The sequence below is a fragment of the Streptomyces sp. NPDC028298 genome, assembly GCF_055565895.1.
On record NZ_JBVHTL010000003.1, the window covers coordinates 579,605 to 603,785 of the forward strand.

At 70.7% G+C, this 24,181-nt stretch carries 19 protein-coding genes; 5 read left to right on the forward strand and 14 right to left on the reverse strand.

The window, feature by feature from the left end:
• The first annotated feature begins 126 nt into the window (after positions 1-126).
• Together ACZ4TO_RS17710 and ACZ4TO_RS17715 are read left to right on the forward strand one after the other, a co-directional pair.
• Positions 127-744, forward strand: a complete 618-nt coding sequence (locus ACZ4TO_RS17710) for an RNA polymerase sigma factor (RefSeq protein WP_382786114.1) — start codon at positions 127-129, stop codon at positions 742-744.
• On the forward strand, positions 737-1,723 hold the full coding sequence (locus tag ACZ4TO_RS17715; protein WP_468024648.1) for a CU044_5270 family protein: 987 nt from the start codon (positions 737-739) through the stop codon (positions 1,721-1,723). Before ACZ4TO_RS17710 ends, ACZ4TO_RS17715 begins: the two co-directional genes overlap by 8 nt.
• A 558-nt stretch (positions 1,724-2,281) precedes the next feature.
• Here ACZ4TO_RS17715 and ACZ4TO_RS17720 read toward each other — a convergent pair.
• The 7 genes from ACZ4TO_RS17720 to ACZ4TO_RS17750 all read right to left on the reverse strand — a co-directional run bounded on the left by ACZ4TO_RS17720 (position 2,282) and on the right by ACZ4TO_RS17750 (position 12,884).
• The gene (locus ACZ4TO_RS17720; RefSeq protein ID WP_468024649.1) at positions 2,282-3,115 is read right to left on the reverse strand and encodes a serine hydrolase domain-containing protein; all 834 of its coding nucleotides are present in this window, start codon (positions 3,113-3,115) and stop codon (positions 2,282-2,284) included.
• Between the two features lie 380 nt (positions 3,116-3,495).
• Complete coding sequence (locus tag ACZ4TO_RS17725; RefSeq protein WP_468024650.1) at positions 3,496-6,114, reverse strand: glycoside hydrolase family 78 protein; 2,619 nt, start codon at positions 6,112-6,114, stop codon at positions 3,496-3,498.
• Positions 6,107-7,342 (reverse strand): family 1 glycosylhydrolase, encoded by a 1,236-nt coding sequence (locus ACZ4TO_RS17730; protein WP_468024651.1) that lies wholly within the window; start codon positions 7,340-7,342, stop codon positions 6,107-6,109. The genes ACZ4TO_RS17725 and ACZ4TO_RS17730 overlap by 8 nt, the downstream gene beginning before the upstream one ends.
• Positions 7,343-7,367: 25 nt before the next feature.
• Positions 7,368-8,351, reverse strand: coding sequence for an ABC transporter ATP-binding protein (locus ACZ4TO_RS17735; protein ID WP_468024652.1), 984 nt, complete (start codon positions 8,349-8,351; stop codon positions 7,368-7,370).
• Positions 8,348-10,309 carry a dipeptide/oligopeptide/nickel ABC transporter permease/ATP-binding protein gene (locus ACZ4TO_RS17740; protein ID WP_468024653.1) on the reverse strand — a complete coding sequence of 654 codons (1,962 nt, stop codon included), beginning with the start codon at positions 10,307-10,309 and terminating at the stop codon, positions 8,348-8,350. Before ACZ4TO_RS17740 ends, ACZ4TO_RS17735 begins: the two co-directional genes overlap by 4 nt.
• On the reverse strand, positions 10,306-11,247 hold the full coding sequence (locus tag ACZ4TO_RS17745; protein WP_382786090.1) for an ABC transporter permease: 942 nt from the start codon (positions 11,245-11,247) through the stop codon (positions 10,306-10,308). Before ACZ4TO_RS17745 ends, ACZ4TO_RS17740 begins: the two co-directional genes overlap by 4 nt.
• A gap of 95 nt (positions 11,248-11,342) precedes the next feature.
• Positions 11,343-12,884: an ABC transporter substrate-binding protein gene (locus ACZ4TO_RS17750; RefSeq protein WP_468024654.1), complete on the reverse strand. Its 1,542-nt coding sequence runs from the start codon at positions 12,882-12,884 to the stop codon at positions 11,343-11,345.
• A gap of 128 nt (positions 12,885-13,012) precedes the next feature.
• Here ACZ4TO_RS17750 and ACZ4TO_RS17755 point away from each other — a divergent pair, with 128 nt between their 5' ends.
• Positions 13,013-13,834 carry an IclR family transcriptional regulator gene (locus ACZ4TO_RS17755; protein ID WP_382786083.1) on the forward strand — a complete coding sequence of 274 codons (822 nt, stop codon included), beginning with the start codon at positions 13,013-13,015 and terminating at the stop codon, positions 13,832-13,834.
• Here ACZ4TO_RS17755 and ACZ4TO_RS17760 read toward each other — a convergent pair.
• The 7 genes from ACZ4TO_RS17760 to ACZ4TO_RS17790 form a co-directional block, all read right to left on the reverse strand.
• On the reverse strand, positions 13,824-16,424 hold the full coding sequence (locus ACZ4TO_RS17760; RefSeq protein WP_468024655.1) for a family 78 glycoside hydrolase catalytic domain: 2,601 nt from the start codon (positions 16,422-16,424) through the stop codon (positions 13,824-13,826). The two genes, ACZ4TO_RS17755 and ACZ4TO_RS17760, sit on opposite strands and share 11 nt — an antisense overlap.
• Positions 16,421-17,383: an alpha/beta hydrolase gene (locus ACZ4TO_RS17765; RefSeq protein WP_385043995.1), complete on the reverse strand. Its 963-nt coding sequence runs from the start codon at positions 17,381-17,383 to the stop codon at positions 16,421-16,423. The genes ACZ4TO_RS17760 and ACZ4TO_RS17765 overlap by 4 nt, the downstream gene beginning before the upstream one ends.
• 130 nt (positions 17,384-17,513) lie before the next feature.
• Positions 17,514-18,986: a glycoside hydrolase family 43 protein gene (locus tag ACZ4TO_RS17770; RefSeq protein ID WP_468024656.1), complete on the reverse strand. Its 1,473-nt coding sequence runs from the start codon at positions 18,984-18,986 to the stop codon at positions 17,514-17,516.
• A complete protein-coding gene (locus ACZ4TO_RS17775) occupies positions 18,983-19,759 on the reverse strand; it encodes an alpha/beta hydrolase fold domain-containing protein (RefSeq protein WP_468024657.1) in 777 nt (258 codons plus the stop codon). The genes ACZ4TO_RS17770 and ACZ4TO_RS17775 overlap by 4 nt, the downstream gene beginning before the upstream one ends.
• Positions 19,756-21,039, reverse strand: coding sequence for an amidohydrolase family protein (locus ACZ4TO_RS17780; protein WP_468024658.1), 1,284 nt, complete (start codon positions 21,037-21,039; stop codon positions 19,756-19,758). Before ACZ4TO_RS17780 ends, ACZ4TO_RS17775 begins: the two co-directional genes overlap by 4 nt.
• A gap of 1 nt (position 21,040) precedes the next feature.
• A complete protein-coding gene (locus ACZ4TO_RS17785; RefSeq protein ID WP_468024659.1) occupies positions 21,041-21,820 on the reverse strand; it encodes an SDR family NAD(P)-dependent oxidoreductase in 780 nt (259 codons plus the stop codon).
• Positions 21,821-21,830: 10 nt separating this feature from the next.
• Complete coding sequence (locus tag ACZ4TO_RS17790; RefSeq protein ID WP_468024660.1) at positions 21,831-22,589, reverse strand: SDR family NAD(P)-dependent oxidoreductase; 759 nt, start codon at positions 22,587-22,589, stop codon at positions 21,831-21,833.
• 138 nt (positions 22,590-22,727) lie between these two features.
• On the opposite strand from ACZ4TO_RS17790, the gene ACZ4TO_RS17795 reads away from it, so the two are divergent.
• Positions 22,728-23,303, forward strand: a complete 576-nt coding sequence (locus ACZ4TO_RS17795) for a carboxymuconolactone decarboxylase family protein (RefSeq protein WP_468024661.1) — start codon at positions 22,728-22,730, stop codon at positions 23,301-23,303.
• A complete protein-coding gene (locus ACZ4TO_RS17800; protein WP_385044007.1) occupies positions 23,300-24,181 on the forward strand; it encodes a fumarylacetoacetate hydrolase family protein in 882 nt (293 codons plus the stop codon). Before ACZ4TO_RS17795 ends, ACZ4TO_RS17800 begins: the two co-directional genes overlap by 4 nt.

The window sequence follows — 24,181 nt, forward strand, 5'->3', positions numbered from 1 at the left end:
CCGGCGGCCCGGGAGGCCCGTTTTCGATACCCGAGGGGCTCGAGGGAACTCGCCGGGGGCGAGCGGTGAAGGAGGGATGAAAGCCCAACCCTTCGAAGCACGTTCCCCAAGACGAGAGGAGCCCCGATGACCGTCGAACCAGGCGTCCGCACGGGGGCGGAGAGCGATGCCTCGGTGATTGCACGGTCCCGGGATGAGCCCGAAGCATTCGCCGCACTTTTCGACCGGTACGCGGATGACGTCCATCGCTACCTGGCCCGCAGGCTCGGCGGCGAGCCCGCCGACGACCTCGTGGCGGAGACCTTCACCACCGCCTTCCAGCAACGGCACCGGTACGACCCTTCGCGCGCCACGGGCGACGGCGCCCGCCCCTGGCTGTTCGGCATAGCGACCAATCTGGTCGCCCGGCACCGGCGTGCCGAGGGTCGTCGCTTCAAAGCCATGGCCCGGGTCCCGGCTCCGGCCGATCACGAGGAGCCACTGGCCGACCGTGCCGCGGCCCGGGTGGGGGCACAAGCCGTGGGCCGCGAACTGGCGGAGGCACTGGCCTCGCTGCCCGCACGGCACCGGGACGTGCTGCTGCTGGTGGCGTGGGGCGGTCTCGGCTACGAGGAGGTGGCCCAGGCCCTCGGCGTCCCCATCGGCACGGTCAGATCACGACTGCACCGGGCCCGCAACAAGGTGCGCGACGCGTTGGGCGGATCCGATCCGACGACACTGCGAGAGGTACCCGGCCATGACTGACGAACTCGAACTCCTGCGGGACTGGGACGCGGACACCGTCCCGCTCGCCGACCCGGTCCGGGCGAAGGCCCGCCACCAACTGCTCAACACGATCGCGCGTGCGCAGCAGCACCCCGGTCCGGCCCCCAGCCGACGGCACGCGCTCCGCCTCGCGACAGCCGCGGTGGTCGCGGTGGCGGTCACGGGAACAGCGGTGGTGATCACCGAACGCGGCGCGGACGACGCCGACCGCTCCGGCCGGACCGGCCGCGCCTCGGGCACAGCGAGCCCGAGGATGGAGAACGTCAATGCCGTGATCGTGCTGAACGGGGCGGCGGCGCAGACGGGCAGGGACGAGAGGCCTGTCGCTCCGCGCGACGACCAGTTCATCTACTCGAAGCGGATCATCAAGGAGACGGAACGCGGGACGGGCGCTGTCAAGACCTACGTGGACGTCAACTGGGACTCGGTGGACGGTTCCAAGCGCTCCTTGACCATGGAACTCGGCCGCGTGATCTGGGAGGAGCCCTTGAAGAACGGCGAGAGCGTGTGGCCGCCTCGGGAATGGAGCAAGCTGAAGAAGCTGCCCACCGACCCGGAGAAACTCATTCCGGCCATCGCCGGCAGCGGACGTTCCGACAGGTCGACGAGCGACTTCACCGAACAGGACTGGTTCGACGCCTACTTCATGCTCGGTGAGCTACTGAAGTGGCCGGTCCTGCCCCAGGGACTGCGTCCCGCCGCGTACAAGGCACTGGCCCTCGTGCCCGGTGTCGAGGCGATTCCCGGAGTGAAGGATTCCGCCGGGCGCACCGGTGTGGGGATTTCCTGCCCCAAGAGTCCCTTCGCGAAGGGCAAGTACCTCATCTTCGACCCGAAGTCCTATGCATTCCTGGGCTTCCGCGACGAACGGACCTCGGCGTCCGGCGACAAGACGTACATCCAACTGTCACACGTGGTGGAGTGGGCCGTCGTCGACCGGCTGAAGCAGCGGCCATAGCCGCACTGTCGCGTGCGAGCGCGGCCGTTGCCGATACGAAAGCGTGAAGGTGCCTTTCCGACCCCGGACTTCCAGGCCGGAAAGGCACTTTCCACTCCGCCACCTGACTGGAGGAACACCGCGCTCGTGTCCATGATGGCCATGCTCATGAGGTCGGCCTTGATGGGCCACGTCACCTCCCGGATGCTGTAACTGCGCAGGTGGCGGGTCTGTTCTCGGTGCCGTGCCGTCCAGCCGGCATACCCTCTGGACGAGCCTAGGCAGAACAGGCGTCGTACAGAGCCGCCGTTGTGCGCCCAGTCGAGTACCGCCTGGAAGTAGTCCGAGAAGGCCGCGGACGAAGCGCTGAAGTCGGCTGGGGTTTCAAGCCGCATGTACCAGGCGTCCATGTGGCTGGGGCAGCGGTTGACGAGGTAGTCGACCTCCGCTTTGTAGAAGGCCGCCGCGTCCGGATAGTGCTCTATACGTGACGAGTTCACCTGGTCGAAGTCCCGCCGCAGCAGTTGGACTTCAGCGGAGCAGAGCACGAACACTGAGGTCGCCTTGCTCGCCCCGGCGTCAAGCTCGGGGCCCGATGAAACGTCTGAGCGTGGCCAGGGCCATTTTGTCCGTCACGGTGCTTCGGGCGGACAGGCGGTGGACGAGGATCCAGCCCTGCGGTGAGGCTCCCGCGAAGACGGACGCGCTGCCTGTCGCGCCGTTGTGCCACAGAAGGCTTCCCGCCTTCTGCCAGGCCGGTGCCGGTTCACCCAGTTTGCGGTCGACCAGCAGGTCGGTGAGGAGACGGGCGGCGGCCCGGGGAGTGGCCCACAGGCCGCCGGCGGGGAGAATCGCGCCGTCCATGGTCCAGTCCCGGCGAGGTCGGCCGAACAGCCCCGTGCGGCACAGTCGTCTGCCGGACGGCGGATCGGTGGCGACATCGGCGATGCCGAGGGGGTCGAGGAGGTGGCGGTGCAGCAGTTCCTCGTACGGGGTGCTGGTGGCCGCGACCAGAGCCGCGCCCAGGAGCGCGTATCCGAGGTTGGAATACTCCTCGACCGTCCCCGCGGGAGCGGCGACCAGGGTGTCGAGGTTCCGTACGACCGAGTCCAGTGCTCCGGCGTCGAACGCCACGTAGGGATCGCGCCCGCCGACGCCGGGAGGCAGGCGCGGAAGGCCCGAGGTGTGCTCGGCGAGTTGGCGCAGGGTGATTCCGGTGCCGCTCGGCGTCGGCAGGAACAGCTCCAGCGGGTCGTCGAGGCTCAGGACGCCGTCGTCGGCCAAGGCGGTCAGGACGGTCGCGGTGAGCGCCTTGGTCAACGAACCGATCTGCACGAACAGATCGGGGTCGTGGCCGTGGGAGACCTGAGGTGCCTGAAAGCTGCTGAGTACGCAGGTGGGAACTCGGATCATGATGAGCGCATCATCGCGAGGGCCCGCACGTTGCGACCGGCGGCTGTCAGGCGGTCTGCTTCCCTCTCGTCCGCAACCGAGTGTCGACTCCACAGAGAATCGTTCATCTGGGTATTCAACCGCCCGGCCCAGCCAGCGATGACACCACCCCGCGCGGCAAGCCGGCAGGGCCACTCCCCAACACCCCTACTGGCGAGGCCGTTCGGAACGCCGGCCCGAGCCGTGCCGGGTCGTCATCCATCCCCTGCCGGTGCCAGGAGTCCGTCCGCTGCTCGCCCTGCGACGGAGGAGGCGGAGTCCGAAGCCGCCCATCGCGGCGCCCGTGTCGCCGGGACGACTGCCACCGTGATGGCAGCCGAACCCGTGACCTGGTCCGTCCGTCAGTGGTCTCCTTCAGTGGCCAGTTCGTCGAGCGGGAACGGCGGGGACGGGTGCCATTCGCGGTCGGACGACGGGCCCGGGTGCGGGACCACGAAGTGGTGCCTGCCGCATTCGATCTCCTGGGGTTCGAGGCCCGGCAGGACGACCATCGCCACCGACCCGGTCGGCACGGTGACGTCGACGCGGAGCTCACCCTCGGCTCGCTCCCACGCCACCTCGGCCAAGCCGTAGGGGGTGCGGTGCGCCGTGCGTGCCCACGCGATCCGTCCCCCGGGGCGGGGCTCGATCCGCAGGGACCGGTAGCCCGGCGCGTCGGGCGCGAGCCCGGCGACCACGCGATGCATCCAGTCGGCCACCGCGCCCAGGGCGTAGTGGTTGAACGACGTCATCTCCCCGGGGTTGACCGAACCGTCGGGGAGCATGGAGTCCCAGCGTTCCCAGATCGTGGTGGCCCCCATCGTCACCGGATACAGCCAGGAGGGGCACTCGGTCTGGAGCAGCATCTGGTACGCGTCGTCGATCGCTCCCGCGGAGGTGAGGGCGTCGCAGATCAGCGGGGTACCGAGGAAGCCCGTGGCCACCTTGTGGCCCTTCTCCCGCACCAGCCGGACCAGTTGCCGCGCCGCCCGCGCGCGTTGTCCGGCGTCGGGCAGCAGGGCGAACTCGAGTGCCAGGGCATAGCCGGTCTGCCCGGAGCCGGCGATCCGGCCGCCCTGGGTCACGTACTCGTCGTGGAACGCCTGCCGGACCCCGTTGGCGAGTTCGCCGTACTTGGCCGCGTCCGCTTCCTCGCCGATCACCGCCGCGATCCGTGACAGCAGGCCGGCGACGTGCGCGCGGTAGGCGGTGGCCACCAGGTGCGCGTCGGTCTCGGCCTGCCAGGGCGCGTCCGGAGGTGCCGCCGGGTCGAGCCAGTCGCCGAGCTGCAACGCCGGCTTGTCGAACAGGCCGGCCGGCCCCAGCGACGCGGTCAGGCCGTCGACCCAGGCCCGCATGCTCGGGTACTGGTGACGGAGCAGCCCCGCATCGCCGAACCGCTGGTGGAGCACCCAGGGGACGATCACCGCGGCGTCGCTCCAGCCGGCCGTCGCGGCCGGTTCCGCGAACGGGCCCGGGAAGTCGATCCGCGGCACGAACAGCGGGACGACGCCCTCCGGCGTCTGGTCCGCGGCGAGATCGGCCAGCCAGGAGGTGAGCAGGCCGGCGCAGTCGAAGAGGTAGGCGGCGGTGGGCGCGAAGACCTGCGTGTCGCCGGTCCAGCCCAGGCGCTCGTCACGTTGCGGACAGTCGGTGGGGACGTCGACGAAGTTGCCGCGCATCCCCCACACGACGTTCTCGTGCAGACGGTTGAGCAAGGGGTCGGAGCACTCGAACCAGCCGGTCCGGCGCATGTCGGAGTGGTAGACGACCGCCGTCGCCTCCAGTGCGTCGTGGTCACCGCTCACCTCGGCGTAGCGAAAGCCGTGAAAGGTGAAGGAGGGCTCCCAGCTCTCGCCGCCGACGTCCCCGGCGAGCACGTACCGGTCCGTGGCCGTGGCCGTGCGCAGCGGTCGCACTCCGAGTTCGCCGCTCTCGAGGACCTCGGCATGGCGCAGGGTGACGGTCGCGCCGCGACGGCCGCGCACCCGGATGCGGAGTCGACCCACCAGGTTCTGGCCGAAGTCGAGGACCGTACGGCCGGACGGAGTGGTGATCGTGTCGACCGGCACGCGCTCCTCGACGGCCCGGACGGGCGGCCCCGAGGGAGCCACCAGGGTGGCGGGGTCGCGTTCGGCGCGGTGCACACCGTCCCACTCGACGTCGTCGAATCCGGGGGACGACCAGCCGGGGCGCGCCATCGTGGCGTCGTAGGTCTCGCCCTCGTAGAGATCCGCGGACCGGATCGGCCCGGTGGAGGAGCGCCAGCTCTCGTCGGTGGGGATGATCCGACGCCGGCCGTCGGCGTAGTCGATCTCGAGTTGGGCGAGCAGCCCCAGTGAACTGCCGTAGGTGTCGCGCCACTCGGGCACGAACCCGACCCGGCCTCGCCACCAGCCGTCGGCGACCTGCACCCCGATCGCGTTCTCACCGGCGCGCACCTGCCCGGTGACGTCGTAGGTCTGGTAGCGCAACCGATGGTGGTAGCTGGTCCACCCCGGGGCGAGGGCGTCGTCGCCGACCCGCTCGCCGTTGAGTTCGGCCACGTAGAGCCCGTGCGCCGTGATGTAGAGGCGGGCGCGGGCGATCTCGCCGTCGGTGACGAAGGAGCGTCGCAGGAGCGATGCCGGCCCTCGCTCGTCCCCGGCCGGCTCGATGAGCGTGGCCGTCCAGTCGGCGGCGTCGAGACCGCGTTCCACGCTGACCGCGTCGCTCCAGTCGGAGACCTCGCCGTCGGTGCCGACGACACGGACCCGGACCTCGCGCGCCTCGCGGGACGCCAGCGGCCTCGCGGGCCACGGCACCAGCACGGAGTCGGCCGAATCCACGTGGAAGAACTCGTCGCCGACGGTCAGTTCGTAGGCGGCCTGTCGGCGTCCCCGCTGCCGACTCGCGACCTGCCAGGAGAGCCGCGGGCGGTCTTCCCCGATGCCGAGCGGATCGTCGCGATGTTCGAAGCGGACGGCGGACACCTCATCCACGGCGCAGCTCCGCGACCAGGTCGCCGTAGCGGCCCGCGCTCGGTTTCGGTGTGCGCTCGAAGGTGACGGGGTCGACGCTGTGCAGCCCGAACTTGGGCCCGAAGCCGAAGATCCACTCGAAGTTGTCCATGAGCGTCCAGTGGAAGTAGCCGAGCACGGGGACGCCGCGGTCCATCGCCTGCTGGAGACCTGCCAGCGACGGCTCGATGAAACCGGCGCGCTTCGAGTCGTCGTCCGCCTGCATGCCGTGCTCGGTGACCAGGACCGGCACGCCGCTCACCGCGTGGGCGTATTCCGCGCAGCTCCCGAGCGACGCCGGGTCGGTGCGGTTCATCACCCCGCCCTCGGCGGGTGTGCCGTCGGGGTTCACCGCACGCTTCGCATCGTAGTAATGCCGCTCGTAGTTCTGGACGCCGATGAAGTCGTCCTCGCGAGCGAGCTCGAGCCAGGGCTGATAAACCTCGGCGCGCTTGCGGTCCCGCAGGGCGGGATCCGGGCCGTGGACGAGGTCGTCGACGATCGCGATCGACAGGCCGACGGGAAGATCCGCGCGACGCGCCTTGATCGCCGCGCGAGCCGCACGGTGCCCGGCCGCCTGGCCCGCGAGCAGGGCGCCGGCCTCCTCGGCGAGCGTGATGTTGGTGAGCCGGTAGCGCTCGACGCCGGCCGCCCGGGTGCAGGCCTCCAGTGTCGAGCGCTCCAGGTCCCGGACGAAGTCGGGCAGCCCGGCCCAGGCGAGCATCGGCGGAAGGTTGGGTTCGTTCATCGTCACCGCCACCGCGATCCGGTCACCGAAGGCCGTCATGATCCGATCGCAGAAGCGCGCGAACCGCTCCGGGGCTTCGGCGTCGAGCCATCCGCCGCGCGCGGCGAACCAGTGCGGGGCGACGAAGTGGTGGAACGTGACGACCGGTGCCAGACCCCGCGCGACGCAGTGGTCGACGATCGCCTCGTAGTGGGCCAGCGCGGCGGCGGAGAACTCGCCTTCGACGGGTTCGACGCGCGCCCATTCGACGGAGAAGCGGTAGGCGTTGAGGTTCAGGGCGGCGGCCAGGTCGACATCCTCGCGCCAGCGTTCCCAGCCGTCGCACGCCTTGCCCGACCGCTCCTTGAAGACGGTCGGTGTCACGTTCTCGGCGAACCAGCAGTCACTGGAGACGTTGTCGCCCTCGGTCTGGTGGCCGGCACTGGCCACTCCCCAGAGGAAGCCGGTGGGGAACTGGTGCATGGGATCTCCGTAAGGGGTGCGAGGGTCAGTGGGTGGCACGGAGCGCGGCGACCTCGTCGAGGCGATGGCAGGCCGCGGAGGTGTCACCGGTGCCGGTGAGAGGCGGCCGTTCGGTGTGGCAGAGGTCCCCCGCGAGCGGGCACCGGTGCACGAACGGACAGTCCGTCGGTGCGGCCGCCGCCGTCCCGGCCGCGCCGATGCCCAGCGCTTCGCGCGCGGCGCGGCGGTGCGCCTGCTCGGCCGGATGGGGCACGGGAGCCGCCGCGGTCAGCGCGACGGTGTAGGGGTGGCGCGGGTCCTGCGTCACCGACTCGACATCTCCCTGCTCCATCACCTGGCCGCGGTAGAGCACGACGACCCGCTGGGAGAGGAACCGGACGACACCCAAGTCGTGCGCGATGAAGAGCAGGGCCAGTTGCCGTCGGTCACGCAGATCGGCCAGCAGGTTCAGCACCTGCGCCTGGGTCGAGAGATCGAGCGCGCTGACCGGCTCGTCGAGCACGATCACCTTCGGGTCGCAGACCAGGGCACGGGCGATCGCCACGCGCTGACGCTGACCGCCGGAGAGCTGCGACGGAGAGCGGTCGATCGCGTCGCCCGGCAGACCGACCGCCTCGAGCGCCTCCCGGGCCCGCTGCCACTGCTCCGGCTTCGGGACACGCAGCACCCGGAGCGGCTCGACCAGGGTCCGGCCGATGCTCTGGGCCGGGTTGAGCGAGGAGTAGGGGTCCTGGAAGACCACCCGCAGGTCGATCGCGCTGACCCGCCGCTGTCGCAGCGAGGCCGTGGTGATGTCCGTCCCGTTCAGCGTGATCGACCCGGAACTCGCCGCCTGGAGTCCCAGGATCGCCTTGCCGATGGTCGACTTGCCGGAGCCGGACTCACCGACGAGACCGAGGGTCTCGCCCGGCGCGATGTCGAAGCTGACCCCGTCGACGGCGGGGGGCGTCCCGCGACGACGTCCGTAGTGGACGACGAGATCCCGCACGCGGAGGGCTGACTGGTTCATCGGACGACTCCGGATTCGTTCGGCGTGGCCGTGCTCGGCGCCAGGGTCAGCGGATGGATGCAGCGCGCGGTACCCGCGCCGTGCGCCGGCGCCGCCGCGATCGGCTCGTGACACGCGGGGGTGACCAGGGGACACCGGCTCGCGAACCGGCAGCCGGCGGGCCAGTCCTTCGGCGCCGGCACCGTGCCGCGGATCGAGGGCAGCCGGTCCGGGACCGCCTCGCCCCGCGGGATGTGGGGGTTCGCGCTCAGCAACGCGCTCGTGTAGGGATGCGCGGCCCGGTCCAGGACCGCGGTCACGGTCCCGGACTCGACCACTTGACCGGCGTACATGACGGCGACGTCGTCGCACAGGTCGGCCACCACACCGAGGTCGTGACTGACCAGAACGACCGACAGGCCGGTGCTGCGCACGAGCGAGCGCAGCAGGCTGAGTATCTCCGCCTGCACGGTCACGTCCAGGGCGGTGGTCGGCTCGTCGGCGATCAGGAGCTTCGGCGAGCCGGTGAGCGCGAGGGCGATGCAGACGCGCTGGGCCATGCCGCCCGACAGCGTGTGAGGGTGGCTGCGCAGGACGCGCTCGGGGTCGACGATGCCGACCTGGGCGAGCAGGTCCAGTGCGACGCGGCGGGCCTCGTCGCGGCCGACCTGGCGCAAGCGGCGGATGGGCCGGGTGAGTTGATGGCCGATGGAGAACATCGGGTCGAGCGCGACCATCGGCTCCTGTGAGATGAGCGCGATGTCCCGCCCGCGGACGGCCTCGTACTGCTTGTCGGAGAGCCCGACCAGATCCCGGCCCTCGAAGAGGATGGAGCCGGCGCCGACCTCGACGCCGTCGGGCAGCAGTCCGATCAGCGACCGCGCGGTCATCGTCTTGCCGCACCCGGACTCGCCGACCAGGCCGAGCACGGTGCCGGGCCGGACCGCCACCGAGACACCGGTGACCAGTTCCGTGCCCTCCACGACCTTGACGTGCAGATCGCGCACCTCGAGCAGGGCTCCGTCGGTCCGAGGAGATGCCTCGTCCGCGGCCGAGGCCGCTGCCACGGACCGACCCGTTCGTCGCACAGGGCGGTGGGCGGGGGCGGTCCGCTTCCGCTCACCGGCCAGGGCGTCGGCGATCTGGTTGGCCGCGACCACGGTCAGTGCGAGCACGACGCCGGTGGGAACCATCATCCAGGCGTCGTCGTAGATGTGCTGCTGAGCGTCGCCGATGAGACCGCCCCAGCTCGGCGCCGGTATGGCCGGTCCGTAGCCCATGAAGGCCAGGCCGGCCTCGATCAGGATGCCGAGCGCGAAGAGCTGCGCCGCCTGGACGGCGATCGTGGTCGCCATGCCGGGCAGCACGTGACGCACGTTCACCAGGAGGGAGCCGACGCCGTTCACCTTCGCCGCGTCGACGTAGAGGCGGGTGCGCAGCGACTGGGCGAGGGCGAGCAGGATCCGGTACACCGGCGCCGCGAGCAGAAGGCCGAGCACGGCCATGATGGCCCAGACATGGACCCCCACCGCGCCGACGAAGGCGAGCAGGATCACGGTGGTCGGCAGTGCCAGGAGCAACTCGGCGACGCGGCTGAAGGTCCCCTCGATCCTGCGATCGTGCTCGGCCGCGAGCAACGCCATCGGCACGCCGACACAGAAGGCGACCGCCACGGCCAGCAGCGCCGGGCCGATCGAGATCCAGCCACCGGTGACGATCCGGGAGAAGATGTCGCGGCCCAGTTCGTCGGTGCCGAGCCAGTGCCTGCCGGAAGGACCCGTCAGGGCGTGGGCGGGGTCTTGCGCGCCGACGGGGAACGGCACCCACCAGCGCGCGGTCGCCGAGGCGATCACGATCGCGGCCAGCCACGCGCTCGCGAGCACGGTGACGGGGCGGCGCAGGGGGGCCGGCAGTCGGCGCCGGCCGGACGCCGGTTCGGACGCCGCGGGCACCTGGACGGTTTCGGTGAAGGCGTTCACGCGGCACGAACCTTCGGGTCGAGGGCGGCGAGGACGAGGTCGAGGACCAGATTGGTGAGGACCACGACCACGGTGGCGATGACGACGACGCCCTGGACGGCGGGGAAGTCGTGGGTGTTGATCGCGCCCTGGGCGGCCTGGCCGAGACCGGGCAGCGCGAAGAGCTGCTCGATGATGACCGAGCCGCCGAAGAGGGCGATGAACTGGATGCCGATCACCGACACCACCGGCGCACCGGCGAAGCGGAGGGCGTGCAGGTAGCGGATCCGCCAGACCGGCGTGCCGAGGGCCCGCAGGGTGCGGATGTGCTCCTGCTGCAGTGCGTCGGCCATGCCGGCCCTGGTCGTGCGGGCGATGATCGCCGCTCCGGTCAGCCCCAGCGCGAGCACCGGGAGAACCAGGCTCCGGACGTACTGCGCCGGCGAGGCCGTGAACCCGACGTAGCCGGTGGCGGGCAGCAGATGGGCCTTCACCGAGAGCACGTACACCAGCAGGATGCCGAGCCAGAACTGCGGCAGGGAGAGCATGATTCCGCTGGTCACGGTGATCAGGCGATCGATTCTGCCCCGGCGCACCGCCGCCACGACTCCGGCCAGGATTCCCAGGACCGCACTGAACAGGGTCGCGAGGACCGCCGTCGAAGCGGTGACCGGTACGCGCTGCATCAGGTCCGGCCAGATGTCGTGACCGTCGATCAGCGAGACCCCGAGGTCGCTGCGGACCGCGTGTCCGAGCCAGCTCGCGTACTGGGCGACGAGCGGGCGGTCCCAGCCGAGCCGGGCGTTCTCCGCCGCGATCTGGGCCCTGGTCGCCCCCTCCCCGGCGGTGATGGCTCCTGGGCTGCCGCCGGAGGCGTGCACCAGGAGGAAGCTCAGGGCGGACGCCACCAGGACGGTGACGACACCGAGCCCGATACGACGGGCGACATAGGTGAACATGACATGGGGTCCTTTCCGGGATCACGGCACCGGGCACGCCGTCCCGTCGGCCGGCCGACGGTCATGAGGACCTCCGGCCGACCGCGGGGGAACGGTCAGGCGGCCGGCTTGAAGGAGCTCAGCAGCGGGTAGCCGTCGGTGCCGGGGTAGTTCGGCGCCTTGAGCGCCTTGGCGTCGTAGCCGACGTACGCGTACTGCTCGGCGACCGGGATCAGCCAGCCCTCGTCGATCAGCGCGCCGTTCAGCTTCTTCAGCGCGGCGGGGTGGTCCGCGCCGGAGGCGTTCGACGCCGCCCCGAGCGCGGCCCCGATCACCGGGTCCTGAGCCTTGTGCGGGTTGGCGAAGCCGCCCACGAGAACCCCTGCGGTGACGCCGATCTCGTTGCTCATCGTCAGCGGGAGGAAGCCGAGCGGCTGGGTGTTGACCGCGGCGAAGAGCTGTCCGGTCGAGGTGGTGACGTCGATCTTCATGTCGACGCCGATCGCCTTGAACTGGTTCTGCAGGAACTCCAGCGCGGCCTGATTCGTCGGGCTGGCGGTGATCTTGAACGAGAACCCGTTCGGGTAACCGGCCTTCGCCAGGGTCCGCTTCGCCTCGGCGACGTCGTGGGCGTACCGCGTGTTCAGCGCGGGGTCGTAGCCGGGCGAGGACTTGGGGAAGGCGTTGACCGTCGGCTCGGCGCCCTTGGCCACGGTCTTGACGAAGGCGTCCCGGTCGATCGCGTAGCTCAGTGCGCGGCGGACGTCCTTGTCGGCGAACGGCTTCGAGCTGACCCCGGTCTTGTCGAAGACCAGCAGGTCCAGCATCGTGCCGCCGTTCCTGGCCAGCGCGACGCCGTTGGACGCCGCCGTCTGCTTCGTGGACGTGTCGAGGAGCGACGCGTCGCTCTGGCCGGAGATCTGCGCGTTCAGACGGGCGTTCTTGTCCAGGTAGGGCTTGTAGATGATCGTCTGGAACGGGTAGGTGGCCTTGTCCGTGCCGGGCTGGCGGCTCATCGTGTAGCTGCTGCCCTTGACCGCGGTGCGCATCTTGTACGGCCCCGAGCCGTCCGGGCCCCGGTTGAGCAGGCTGGGGTCGCTGATCGCCTTCGCTCCGACGATCGCCCCGGGGACGCCCGCGAGGTTCGTCTGGAACGACCCCTGCGCGGTGGGGAAGGTGAGCACCACGGTGTCCGCGCTCGCGGCCTTGACGTCCTTGATCTCCGTCGAGCCGCCCTTGGCGAAGCCGGAGTAGGCCTGGAGCTTGGAGTTGCCGCGACGGTCGAGGTTCGCCTTGACGAGCTGGGCGGTGAGCTTGGAGCCGTCGGTGAAGGTGACACCGGACTTGAGCTTCAGCGTCATCTGCGTCTTGGCCTTGTTGTAGCTGAAGCTCGAGACGAGTTCGGGGACGGGCTGACCGTCGGCGCCCTCCGCGAAGAGCGACTGGTAGGCCGACTCGTAGAAGAGTCGCTGGCCACCGCCGTAGAGCAGGGGGTCGTAGCCCTGCGGTGCCGGGTCGGAGTCGTAGCCGATGGTGAGTGTGGTGCCCGAAGAGCGATCAGCGCTGTTCGTCGAAGAGCCGCACGCCGCCAGAGAGACGGTGGCTACCGCCAGAGCCAGCGTGCTGACTCCCAGACGCTTGAAGGTGAAGCCGGTCATCGAAGCCTCTCGGTTGTCCGGGTCGGGGCCTTGGCCCGACTTGGGGAGAACAATGAGTGGCGCCAGTCACACAAGTCAGCAATGATTGCCATTGATTGAAACGCGCGCTTAACCGGAAGGTGCTATTTGTGAGCGAAACGGCCGCCGCCCCGACCCGACGCCGGGGCAAGCGCCCACCGCAGGGGGAACCCGTCATCGACCGGGCGCTGTCGCTGCTCGACGCGTTCGACGCGACACGGCGGCATCTGACGTTGCGTGAGCTGAGCGTGCGTACCTCCATTCCGGTCAGCACGACGTTGCGGCTGGCCGGCCGGCTGCTCGACTGGGGCGCTCTCGAACGCGACGAAGCCGGCCGGTACTCGATCGGCCTGCGGCTGCTGGAGGTCGCCTCGCTCGCCCCGCGCGGACACGGTCTGCGCCAGACGGCTCTGCCCTTCATGAGCGACCTGGGAGCGGTCACCCATCAGCACGTGCAGCTCGCGGTCCGCGACGGTCTCGAGGCGACCCTGGTCGAGCGTCTCTCGGCGCACAGAGCGGTCGAGGTCCGGTATCGGGTCGGCGGCAAGATGCCCCTCCACGCGACCGGCATGGGGCTGGCGCTCCTCGCCTTCGCACCGGCCGAGGTGCAGGACGAACTCCTCGCACGGCCGCTGCACAGCGAGCCGGACAAGGTGCTCATTCCCGCCGCGGCGATGCGGCGCACGCTCGCCGAAGTGCGCAGGGAGCGGGTGGCCATCTTCCGTCGCACCGAGCTGGAGACGCTGGTGGCGGTGGCGGCACCGGTCTTCGACGAACGCGACGAGGCGGTCGCCGCGATCGGCGTGCTGCTCCCCGAACGCGAGGCGCAGCCACGCCGGCTCACCTACGCGGTGAGGATCGCCGCGCAGGGCATCTCGCGCGCCCTCGGCGCCCCCAGCGCGGCCTTGCCGCCGGCCGCTCTCAAGACGTGAAGGTGTGCCGGCCGGGTCCGACCACCTCCCCTCCGCCGCTCGGCATGACGACCTCGGCGGTCGTGCCCGGGGGCACGACGACCTCGAGAAGCAGCCGGTCGCCTCTGAGCCGCCACGCCGACTCGATGCGTCCATGGGGCGACTCGAGCGCCGCGCAGGCCGCGGTGAGACCGCCGCCGGGAAGCGGGGCCACCCGGAAGCGGCGGTAGGCCGGATCGACGGGCCGCAGCCCCGCGGTGTGACGGTGGAGGAAGCTGATCACCGCCCCCTTCGAGTAGTGGTTGAGCGACTCGTGGGGCGTGCCGTCGTCCGCGATCCCGTTCCAGCGCTCCCAGATCGTGGTCGCACCCCGATCGATCATGTGCAGCCAGGACGGCGGACCGTCCTGGAACAGGAGCTCGTAGGCGAGTTCCGCCTCGCCGTGTTCGGCCAGCACCGGCAGGAGGAAGGGCGTCGCCAGGAAGCCGGTGCCGACACGGGTGCCCGCGGCCCGGACGAGGCCGACGAGCTGCGCCACGGCGTTCGGCACGGCCTCCCGCGGGATGAGCCCGAAGGTCAGCGCCCGCGCGAGGGTGGCCTGTGTGGCCGGGCGCACCGTGCCGTCGGCGGCGAGGAATTCGGTGCGCCAGGCGGCGGTGACGCGGTCGGCGAGCTCGGCGTACCGCGCCGACTCCTCCGGCTTGTCGAGCACCCCGGCGATACGGGCCATCAGCCCCGCCGAATGCGCGAAGTACGCCGTCGCGACGTCGCTCTTGTCGGCGGCGACGAAAGCGCCGAAGTCGTCGACCTCGTCGCCCGGCTCCAGCCACTCACCCCAGTGGAAGCCCGTGTCCCACAGATGGCGCTCGTGCGCCGCGACCGGGCCGGTGCGGCCGGGGTGCCGGCCTTCGGCGGCCATCCGCTCGGCACGGCCGACCCAGCGCACCATGTTCGGCCACAGATCGGCCAGGATCCGCTCGTCGCCGTACGCGCGGTAGAGCTCCCAGGGCACGATGACGACGGCGTCACCCCACCCGGCCGAACCCTGCAAGGACGCGGTGGGACCGTGCGGGCCCTCCGCCGGGCCGTGCGGCGAGATGTTGGCGATCGTGCCGTCGGGCCATTGCTCGATCGCGACGTCGCCCAGCCATTTGGCCGAGAATCCGGCGACGTCGTACAGGAAAGCGGCCGTCGGCGCGTAGACCTGCCAGTCGCCGGTCCACCCCGCCCGCTCCCGGTGGGGGCAGTCGGTGGGGATGTCGCAGGCGTTGTCGCGGAAGCTCCACACGGCGGCCTCGTGGAGCCGGTTGATCCGCTCGTCGCTGCACGAGAACCATCCCGTGCGGCGCAGATCGCTGTGCACCACGACACCGGTGACGTCCTCCGGCGTCAGATCGTCGGGATGCCCCTCGACGGTGACGTACCGGAAGCCGTGGGTCGTGTGCCGCGGCTCGAACACGTCACCGGACCGGCCGGCGGAGAAGACGCGGTCCACCTGCCCGGCGGGAAGCGGCGCGGGCAGGAACGGCACCGCGGGTCTGAGGTGCTCGGTGGTGAGATCGCCGTTCGGATCGAGCGCCTCACCGTGTACGAGCGTCACCTCGCCGCCCGCCGGGCCGAGGTCGCTCAGCCGGACCCAGCCGTTGATGTTCTGGCCCAGGTCGACCAGTTGACGGTCGTCGCCGCGTCGTACCACCGACCTCGGACGTAGCTCCTCGATGCGACGCGTCGGTGGCGCCGGCGACCAGAACAGCGTGTCGAACCCGAGTCCGGCCGGCTCCACCGGGCGCCATCCCGCCGCGTCGGTGGCACGCCGGTCGTCGGACACACCGTCGATCAGGTCGGCGCGGACGAGGCTCGACCGCCGGGACTCCCAGCCCGCGTCGGTGCCGAACACCTCGGTGGTGCCGTCGGCGTACTCCACGTGCAACTGCGCGAGGAACGCGGTGCGTTCGCCCCACTGGTCGACCGCGCGGAAGATCCCGACCTGGCCGCGGAACCAGCCGTCGCTGAGCAGCGCCGTCCAGGAGACCGACCCCGGCCGGAGCAGCGGAGCGACGTCGTAGACCTGAACCGGTACCCGCGCGGAGTAGTGCGTGTACCCAGGGGTCAGCTCCAGATCGCCGACCCGGACCCCGTCGAGGAACGTCTCGTAGAGACCGTGCGCCGTCGCGTAGAGCCGGGCGCGGCGTACGGGCTGCCGGACGGCCAGGGGACCGCGCAGTTCGTACGCGGGGCGCGGGGCCTGCGGGAGCGGGTCCGGTTCGACCGGCCGGATCCACGCAGCGGTCCAGTCCCCGGTGTCGAGCAGGCCCGTCTCGAAGCTTGCCGCGGCCGACCACCCGGACTCCCCTCGATCGGTCCGCACCCGCACCCGCCAGCTCACCGGCTGCGCCGACCCGAGCGGCTCGAACGGCCATGCCTCCAGGACGGTGTCGGTGGACTCGACCCAGTCCGAGTCGTGTGCCACGCCACCGAACTCCGCTCGGATCCGGTACGCGGTCTGGGTGCGCGTGCCCTCCGGGAGCCGCCACGACAGCCGGGGCGCGGGTTCGCCGAGCCCGAGCGGGGAACCGAGATGCTCGACGGCCAGGGCGGTCGGCGCGCTCATGCGCCGGGCTGCACGGGCCGGCCGACCGTGCCCGCGATCAGGTCCAGCGCGGCTGCGGTCGGCCCCAAGGTGGCCGGGAGATTGAGGTAGCCGTGCATCATCGACCGCACCATCACCTGCCGCACGTCCACGCCGGCGGCCGCGAGCGCGGCCGTGAAGGCCTCGCCGGAGACCCTCAGGTCGTCGTACTCGGCGTTGAGCACCAGCGTCGGGCACATCCCCCGCAGGTCGGCCAGGATCGGGAACGCGTATCCGTCGGCCTTGCTGAGCGGACCACCGAGATAGTTGTGATTGAAGAAGCCGTGCGTCTCCGGTGGGAAGTGGAGCACTTCGGGCACGTGGCTCATCAGCTCGGTGTGTTCGGGACTCAGCGGCGGGAGCACCGCGTGGGCGACGCCGTAGGCGAAGATCAGGTGGGCGGGGGGCTGTTGGTCCTCGTCGCGCACCTTCAAGGCGGCTCCCGCGGCGAGGTTGGCACCGGCGCTGGCCCCGCCGACCGAGATCCACGCGGGGTCGACACCCAGCTCGGCCGCGTTCTCGCGGACCCAGCGCACCGCGGCCACGACGTCGTCGTGGGGCACCGGGTAGTGCACGCCGTTTTGGCACAGCCTGTAGTCGACCGAGACCACGACCGCGTCGGCACGTCGCGCCACTTCCCGCGAGGTCCAGTCCGCCTCGGGCATGTCCAGGTCGCCCATCATGAAGGCGCCGCCGTGCATCCACACCAGAGCGGGCCGTTCGGCCGCTCCCGGGCGCTCGCCGTAGATCCGTACCGGTACCGGGCCGTGCGGTCCGGGCGCCTGGGCCGTGCGAACCGCGACGTCGGGGACTTCGTAATCGGGCCAGGACTCGAACGCGACCCGCCGCTCGGCGTACTGGGGGTCCTCGAAGAAGGCCTGCATGCTGGGAACGCCCTCGATGTGCGCGAAGCGCCGGAGGGTCTCGGGATGAATCGGCATGCGTCGCAGCGTCGCGGTCGCGCTGATCCACGTCACCCGGCCGCTCCATTGAATGGAACCTCAAGCCCGACTGCGCAGGGAACCTCAGGACCGACCGTGAAGGGAACCTGAGGACCGGCTGATGTGATCGTCAGGACCGGCCCGAGTACCGGAGCCGGCGGACCCGGACCGCGCCCTCGGTCGCGAACGGCCCGACGACCCGGCCCGTGAACGCCTTGGCGGTCTCGAAGCACCAGTGCCGGCCGTCCAGTTCGACGAGCGTCACGTCGTCGTCGCCCACCCGGGCCGTCAGCCGGATCCGGTCGCCCCCGACCGCACCGGCGGCGAAGTCGGCCGGAGGTGGTTCCGTCGCGATGGTCAGCTCGACGTCTCCGCACGGCAGGGTGGCGTGCCAGGTCCGGTCGAATCCCGCCACCACGACCCGCGCCTCGACCTCGACCCCGGTTCCGGCGGCTCGGGCCTCAAGCGCGACCAGGTTGTCCTCCGCGTTGCGGAACGCGAGGCCCCCGCGACCTTCCCGGACGTCGAACACCGCGCTCACCACGGCGCCCAGATGCCGCTGCCGACGCCCGACGAAGGCCGGTCGTGGGCCGTCCAGCTCGGTCTGGCCGGAGGTGCGACGGATGAGGAGGCCGTCCGGTGTGGGAGCGGCGACCGCTGCCGGCAACTGGCGTACGGCGATCCAGACCGGGTCGCTCAGCGCGTCCGGCGCGCCGAGGTCGTACGTCACGTCCTCGTCCGGTGCCGGAGGCAGCTCGGTCAGCCGCGCGCTCGGCCAGTCGTCGGCCCAGTCGACGTCGGCCAGGAAGGTCTCGCGGCCGAGGGGAGAGAACGACTGCGCCAGCCCGACCGGCCGGACTCCTAGGCAGACGAGCGCCGTCCCCGAGTCGGTCTCGACCAGGTCGGCGTGGCCGAGGTTCTGCTCCGGCCGGCCGGTCCCGGCGGCGGAGAGGACCGGGTTCCCCGGGCAGCTCTCGAACGGTCCGTCCGGTCTTCGAGCCCGGGCCACCGTGACGGCGTGGCCTCGGTCCGTGCCGCCTTCGGCCACCACCAGGTACCACCACGCGCCACGGCGGTAGAGGTGCGGGCCCTCGGGGGAGTAGCCGCCGCTGCCGGCCCAGACCGCCCGGGGCGTGTCGATGGCCCGGCCGGTCGTCAGGTCGACGCGGACCTGCTGAATCGGGTCGGGATGGCGGGCGAACGTGACGATCGCGGTGCCGTCGTCGTCCCAGGCGAGGTCGGGGTCGATCCCGTCGACGGCGGGGATGCTCACGCCGTCGCTCCACGGGCCGGCCGGGTCGGTCGCCGTGAAGACGACGCAGCCCCGGCCGCCGAGGAAGACGGTGACGATGAGGTGGAAGAGGCCGTCGCGGTGGCGCAGCGTCGGGGCCCAGACTCCGCCGGGCGTCGGAATCCGTTCGAGCTCGACCTGCTCCGGCCGGGTCGCGACGTGGCCTATCTGACGCCAGTGCCGCAGATCGGTGCTGTGGTGGACGGGCAGTCCCGGCAGGTATTCGAACGACGAGGTGACGAGGTAGTAGTCGTCACCGACCCGCACCACGCTGGGGTCCGGGTTGAATCCCGGGATCACCGGACGGGTCATGGCGTGACGAGCGTCCGCAGGAAGGCGAGCGACCGCTGGTGCAGGGCGGTCACGTCCTCGGCGCCCTCCCAGAAGTGACTCGCGCCGGGCACGAGCACCAACTGCGCGGACCCTCCCGCCGCGGTCAGGGCCGCGGCGAAGTCGACGCTCTGCGCGGTCGGCACCATCGTGTCGCTGTCGCCGTGCATGACGAGGACGGGCGGCGCGTCGGCGCGCACGTGGCTGATCGGACTGGCCTCGCGGGCGAGGTCCGGGACCTTCGCGGCGGGCGCCCCCAGGAAGAGCGCCTCCCGCGTCTGTGGATCGGCGGGGTCGGGCATGGCGGTCAGGTCGGTGACCGGGAACCACGCGACCACTCCGGCCACGGCGGAGCCGGTCAGCGCGGCCAGCAGGGCGAGGTGCGCGCCGGCGGAGTCGCCCCAGAGGAACACCGGCCCCGCGTCGACCCCGTGGGGCGCCATGACCTCGGCGACGGCCGCGACCGCGGCGCGGACGTCGTCGGCCGCGGCCGGGTACGTCGCCTCGCCACTGAGGCGGTAGTCGATCGCCGCCACGGCGAAGCCCGCGCTCACCATCGCGGGGTAGAAGTCCTCACTCAGGCGCGGGAGCGGATGGCGACGGGAACCGCGTCGCCATCCACCGCCGTGCACGTGGACGATGACCGGCACCTCGACCGTGCCCGGCGCGGATACCGCGTCGGGCAGGTACAGGTCGACTTCGAGCGGACGGAAGCCCGGGATCACGGCGTACTCGACGCCGTCGACCCGCCTCACGCCGTACCGCGCGTGAGCTGCTCGGCGCCCTTGTGGAACCGGCCGCCCTGCACGATGGCGACGAGGTTCCCGGCGTCCTGCAACACGGTCACGTCCTGCGTAGGGTCCCCGTCCACCACGAGGATGTCGGCCAGGTATTCCGGCGCCAGCAGGCCGACCGGGAACTCCAGGACCTGACCTCCGTGGAAGGTGGCCGCCTTGAGTGCCTCGAGCGGGCTGTAACCGAAGAGGTCGACGAAGAGTTCGAGGTCGCGGGCGTTGCGGCCGATCGGGTTGTTGGGGAAGCCGTAGTCGCCGCCCGGCAGCACGCGCAGGCCGCGCCTGCGGAGCTCGGGGTAGAGCTTCGTCATCGCCTCGAGCGACTTCACCGAGCCCATCGTCCGGGCCATCGCGGTGTCGATGCCGAACTCCTCGCCCTCGTGGACGTTGGCCCACATGATGCCGACAGCAGGCGAGAGGAAGATCGAGTCCTTCGCCTCGTCGAGGAGGTCGATCGCCTCCTCGTCGGCGTAGGAGCAGTGATAGATCGAGCGGAAACCGCTGGTGACCGCCAGCTTGATCGACTCGGGATTCTGGGCATGGCAGTTGAGCCAGACACCGGACTCGCGCGCCTGCTCGCCGGCGGCCCGTGCCTCTTCGGCGCTGTACTGCGTCACCATCGACCCGCCCTCGAAGAAGACGTCGTCGTTGCTCATCAGCAGCTTGACGCTGTCGAAGCCGATCGAGGCCTGCTCGCGGATGAACGCGCGCACCGCGTCCGGCCCCGTCTTCTGCTCGCGCGGGCCGTCGGGGCCCATCTGCACCGGGTTGTTGTCGCGCTCGAACGACGCGGCACGCATCCGCGGTCCCACCGCGGCACCGGCCTCGATCTGATCGCGGAGGATCACCTCGGTCGGTACGGGGGTCAGCGAGCCGGCCGAGTAGGCGCTGGTGAAGCCCTGGTCGAGCAGGATGCGCGCGTTGCGCTTCGCGATCTCCAGGTGCTCGTCCGGCGTCGGCATGTGGTGGAAGAAGCTGACGTCCAGCGGCGGGTTGAAGGAGGTGTCGATGTGACCGACGGCCGAGGGGAAGGTCAGGTGACAGTGCGACTCGACCATGCCCGGCATGACCGTCCTGCCGGTGCAGTCGACGACCTGGTCGCCCGGCCGCGCCTGTACGCCACCGCCGACGACGACCGCCTCGATCGTCTCGCCGCGGACGACCACATCGGCGCGGACGGCCGGGGTGCCCGAGCCGTCGAAGACGTCGCCGCCGACGAAGAGGATGCGCTGATCGGACATGTCAGGCTCCGATCATGTTGTAGCCACCGTCAGCGACGAAGTAGCTGCCGGTGATGTGCTGGGCGTCCGCGGTCGCGAGGAGGAGCGCCGTGCCGGCGATCTCCTCGGGCTTCGGGATGTGGTGCATCGGTGTCATCTCCCGCAGCTTCTCACCGCGTCCGTTCTTGTAGTCCTCACGGTTGAGCATGCGCTCGGTCTCCATGAAACCGGGTGCGAACGTGTTCACCCGCACCTTGGGCGCGAACGCCTGGGCGTAGGACTTGGTGATGCCGAGAATGCCGTACTTCGCGGCCGCGTACTGCGGAGCCCGTGCGCTGCCGCGGACCACGACCGTGGAACCCACGTTGACGATCGAGCCGCCGCCGGGCTGCTCGAGCATCCGGGAGCCGAACTCGTGGGTGCACACCAACGTGCCCTTGATGTCGACGGCGAGCGTGTGGTCGATCGACTCCTCGGTGATCTCCCGCCACGACATCTGGTCGCCGGCCATGTCGCCCACGTTGTTGATCGCCACGTCGACCCGGCCGAAGCGGCCCCACACCTCGTCCGCCATGCGCGTGATCTGCGCCCATTCGACGATGTCGGCCTGGACGAGGAAGGCCTTGCGCCCCTCGGCCTCGACTCGGTCGGCCGTACGGCGTGCGCCCGCCTGCGAGCTGCGGTAGTGGATCGCCACGTCGGCACCCTCCTGTGCCGCCCGTACGGCGATCTCGGCGCCGAGGCCGGTGCCGGCACCGGTGACCAGGACGACCTTGTCGGTGAAGCGCTGCGGAAGATTCATGGTTTGCCTTTCAGACGAGGGTGCGACCGCCGTCGACGTACATGACGTGGCCCGTCACGAACGCGGACTGCGTGGAGCAGAGGAAGAGCAGGGGGGCGACGACGTCGTCGGCTGTGCCGAGCCGGCCGGCCGGAACGAGGCCGACCATGTCCTCGCGCACGCCGGGCTTGTCGAGGTAGGCGCGTGTCAGGTCGGTCTCGGTGTAACCGGGCGCGACGGCGTTGACCGTGACGCCGTGCGGCGCCCATTCGCGAGCCATGACGCGGCAGAGCTGGTTGACCCCGCCCTTCGTGGCGGCGTACGGAGCGTGGTCGGCGTGCGCCAGGAGTCCGGAGACCGAGGACAGCAGGACGATCCGGCCGTAGCCGCCCGACACCATCAGGGCGCCGGCCGCCTGAGCGCTCCACACGGCGCTCTTGAGGTTGACGTCGATGATCCGCTCCCAGACGTCGTCGGGAGTCTCGAGCACCGGGCGCCGGTCGTTGATACCGACCGCGTGCACGAAGACGTCGAGGCCGCCCATCGCCCCGGCGCTCTCGGCGACCGCGGAACGAGCGCTCAGCGGGTCGGTGAGGTCGGCCGCGCGGGTCGCGATCGAGAGTCCCGCCGCCACCGCCTGCTCGGCGAGCGCGGCAAGTCGCTCCTCGTCGACGTCCGTGACGGTCACGCGGGCGCCGTGTCGGGCAAGGCCGAGGGCCGCGGCCGCACCGATGCCGCCGGCACCGGCCACCAGGGCCGCGCGCTGTTCGAGTCCGAGCCAGTCATCCATGCGAGGGATGAAAGGCGATGGCGTGTGATCCGTACTACGTTCGTTTCAATCATTGGCACGTGCGGATGTACGGAAGTGCCATGCCATTGCTCGGCACGGCCCTGCGTGTACTCCGGCGCGCGCACGACACTCGACACCATGACTCGGTTGCCCCGCCTCACCCCAGGTGAACTCGCCCTCGACCAACGCCCCCTCTACGACGCGATCACCGGAGGGCCACGCGCCGGCGGTCCCCAGCTCTTCGCCCTCACCGACGCACAGGGAAGACTCAACGGCCCCTTCAACGCGATGCTGTTCGCACCAAGGGTCGGGGCGGCTCTCCAGGAACTGGGCTCGGCGATCCGCTACCGGACCTCGCTCAGTGATCGAATCCGCGAACTCGCCGTCCTGACGGTCGCGGCCCGGTGGGACTCGGCCTTCGAGCGCTACGCCCACGAGCCGATCGGCCGGGCAGCGGGCCTGACCGACGCGGAGATCGCCGCGGTGAACGCCGGCACGGCCCCTGAGCTCTCGGACCCGGCCGAAGCCGCCGCCCTCGAACTGGTGCGGGTCCTGGTCGCGAGGGGCGACGCCGACGACGCCGTCTTCGACCGGGCCGTTTCATTGAACGGCATCGAGGCGGTGGTGGAGCTCACCACCCTGGTGGGCTACTACGCGACGCTCGCGCTGCAGTTGCGCGTCTTCCGCGTCGGACCGCCAGGAGACTCCGCATGAAACTCGTGACCTTCGACGACGGCCGGGTCGGCCACATCGACGGCGAGACCGTCATCGAGCTCGACGTCCCGTCGATGCGCGCCTACTTCGAACAGGAAGGGAAGGTCGGGGAGACCGGGCGGCGATTCCCCCTCGGAGAGGTCACCCTGCAGGCGCCGATCGTGCCCAAGAAGTTCTTCCACACCGCCGGAAACTTCACCGACCACCACGACGAACTGACCGCCGTCGACTGGTCGCACCCGGTGCACAAGGGGATCGTCTTCTTCCAGAACGTCGACGCGATCATCGGTCCCGACCAGCCGATCGTGTACCCCGAGGGGCTCACCAAGGAACTCGACTACGAACTCGAGCTGGCCGTCGTGATCGGCAAGAGCGGCAAGTTCTTCGGCCCGGAGGAGGCCGAGGACTACATCGCCGGGTACACCGTCTTCAACGACATCACCGCGCGGGACATCCAGCGCCGCGAGATGCAGTCGGGCGTCTTCTCCTTCTCGAAGGGGATCGACACCTTCTGCCCCATCGGCCCCTGGATCGTCACGAAGGACGAGGTTCCCCAGCCGCACGCGCTCGCGATGGAGCTGCGGGTCAACGGCGAGCGACGGCAGACGGGCAACACCGAGAAGATGATCATCTCGATCCCGCACCTGGTCGCCTACCACTCGGCCCAGGGCTACACGGCCGGCGACATCATCACGACCGGCACCATCTCGGGCGTCGCCGCCGTGCAGCCGAATCCCTTCGACTTCTACCTTCGGCCGGGCGACCGCATCGAGGCGGAGATCGAGGGCATCGGCACGCTGCGGAACCACGTGGTCGGCTGGAAGGACGCGCACGACACCGAGCCGTTCTCCAGCGATCTCTACGGCCCGGCGAACTGA

Coding starts and splice junctions, on each gene's coding strand:
- ACZ4TO_RS17795 (WP_468024661.1), top strand. CDS start 22,728: ATGACTCGGTTGCCCCGCCTCACCCCAGGTGAACTCGCCCTCGACCAA.
- ACZ4TO_RS17735 (WP_468024652.1), bottom strand. CDS start 8,351: ATGAACCAGTCAGCCCTCCGCGTGCGGGATCTCGTCGTCCACTACGGA.
- ACZ4TO_RS17800 (WP_385044007.1), top strand. CDS start 23,300: ATGAAACTCGTGACCTTCGACGACGGCCGGGTCGGCCACATCGACGGC.
- ACZ4TO_RS17750 (WP_468024654.1), bottom strand. CDS start 12,884: ATGACCGGCTTCACCTTCAAGCGTCTGGGAGTCAGCACGCTGGCTCTG.
- ACZ4TO_RS17715 (WP_468024648.1), top strand. CDS start 737: ATGACTGACGAACTCGAACTCCTGCGGGACTGGGACGCGGACACCGTC.
- ACZ4TO_RS17720 (WP_468024649.1), bottom strand. CDS start 3,115: ATGATCCGAGTTCCCACCTGCGTACTCAGCAGCTTTCAGGCACCTCAG.
- ACZ4TO_RS17770 (WP_468024656.1), bottom strand. CDS start 18,986: ATGACCCGTCCGGTGATCCCGGGATTCAACCCGGACCCCAGCGTGGTG.
- ACZ4TO_RS17760 (WP_468024655.1), bottom strand. CDS start 16,424: ATGAGCGCGCCGACCGCCCTGGCCGTCGAGCATCTCGGTTCCCCGCTC.
- ACZ4TO_RS17765 (WP_385043995.1), bottom strand. CDS start 17,383: ATGCCGATTCATCCCGAGACCCTCCGGCGCTTCGCGCACATCGAGGGC.
- ACZ4TO_RS17710 (WP_382786114.1), top strand. CDS start 127: ATGACCGTCGAACCAGGCGTCCGCACGGGGGCGGAGAGCGATGCCTCG.
- ACZ4TO_RS17785 (WP_468024659.1), bottom strand. CDS start 21,820: ATGAATCTTCCGCAGCGCTTCACCGACAAGGTCGTCCTGGTCACCGGT.
- ACZ4TO_RS17730 (WP_468024651.1), bottom strand. CDS start 7,342: ATGCACCAGTTCCCCACCGGCTTCCTCTGGGGAGTGGCCAGTGCCGGC.
- ACZ4TO_RS17790 (WP_468024660.1), bottom strand. CDS start 22,589: ATGGATGACTGGCTCGGACTCGAACAGCGCGCGGCCCTGGTGGCCGGT.
- ACZ4TO_RS17745 (WP_382786090.1), bottom strand. CDS start 11,247: ATGTTCACCTATGTCGCCCGTCGTATCGGGCTCGGTGTCGTCACCGTC.
- ACZ4TO_RS17780 (WP_468024658.1), bottom strand. CDS start 21,039: ATGTCCGATCAGCGCATCCTCTTCGTCGGCGGCGACGTCTTCGACGGC.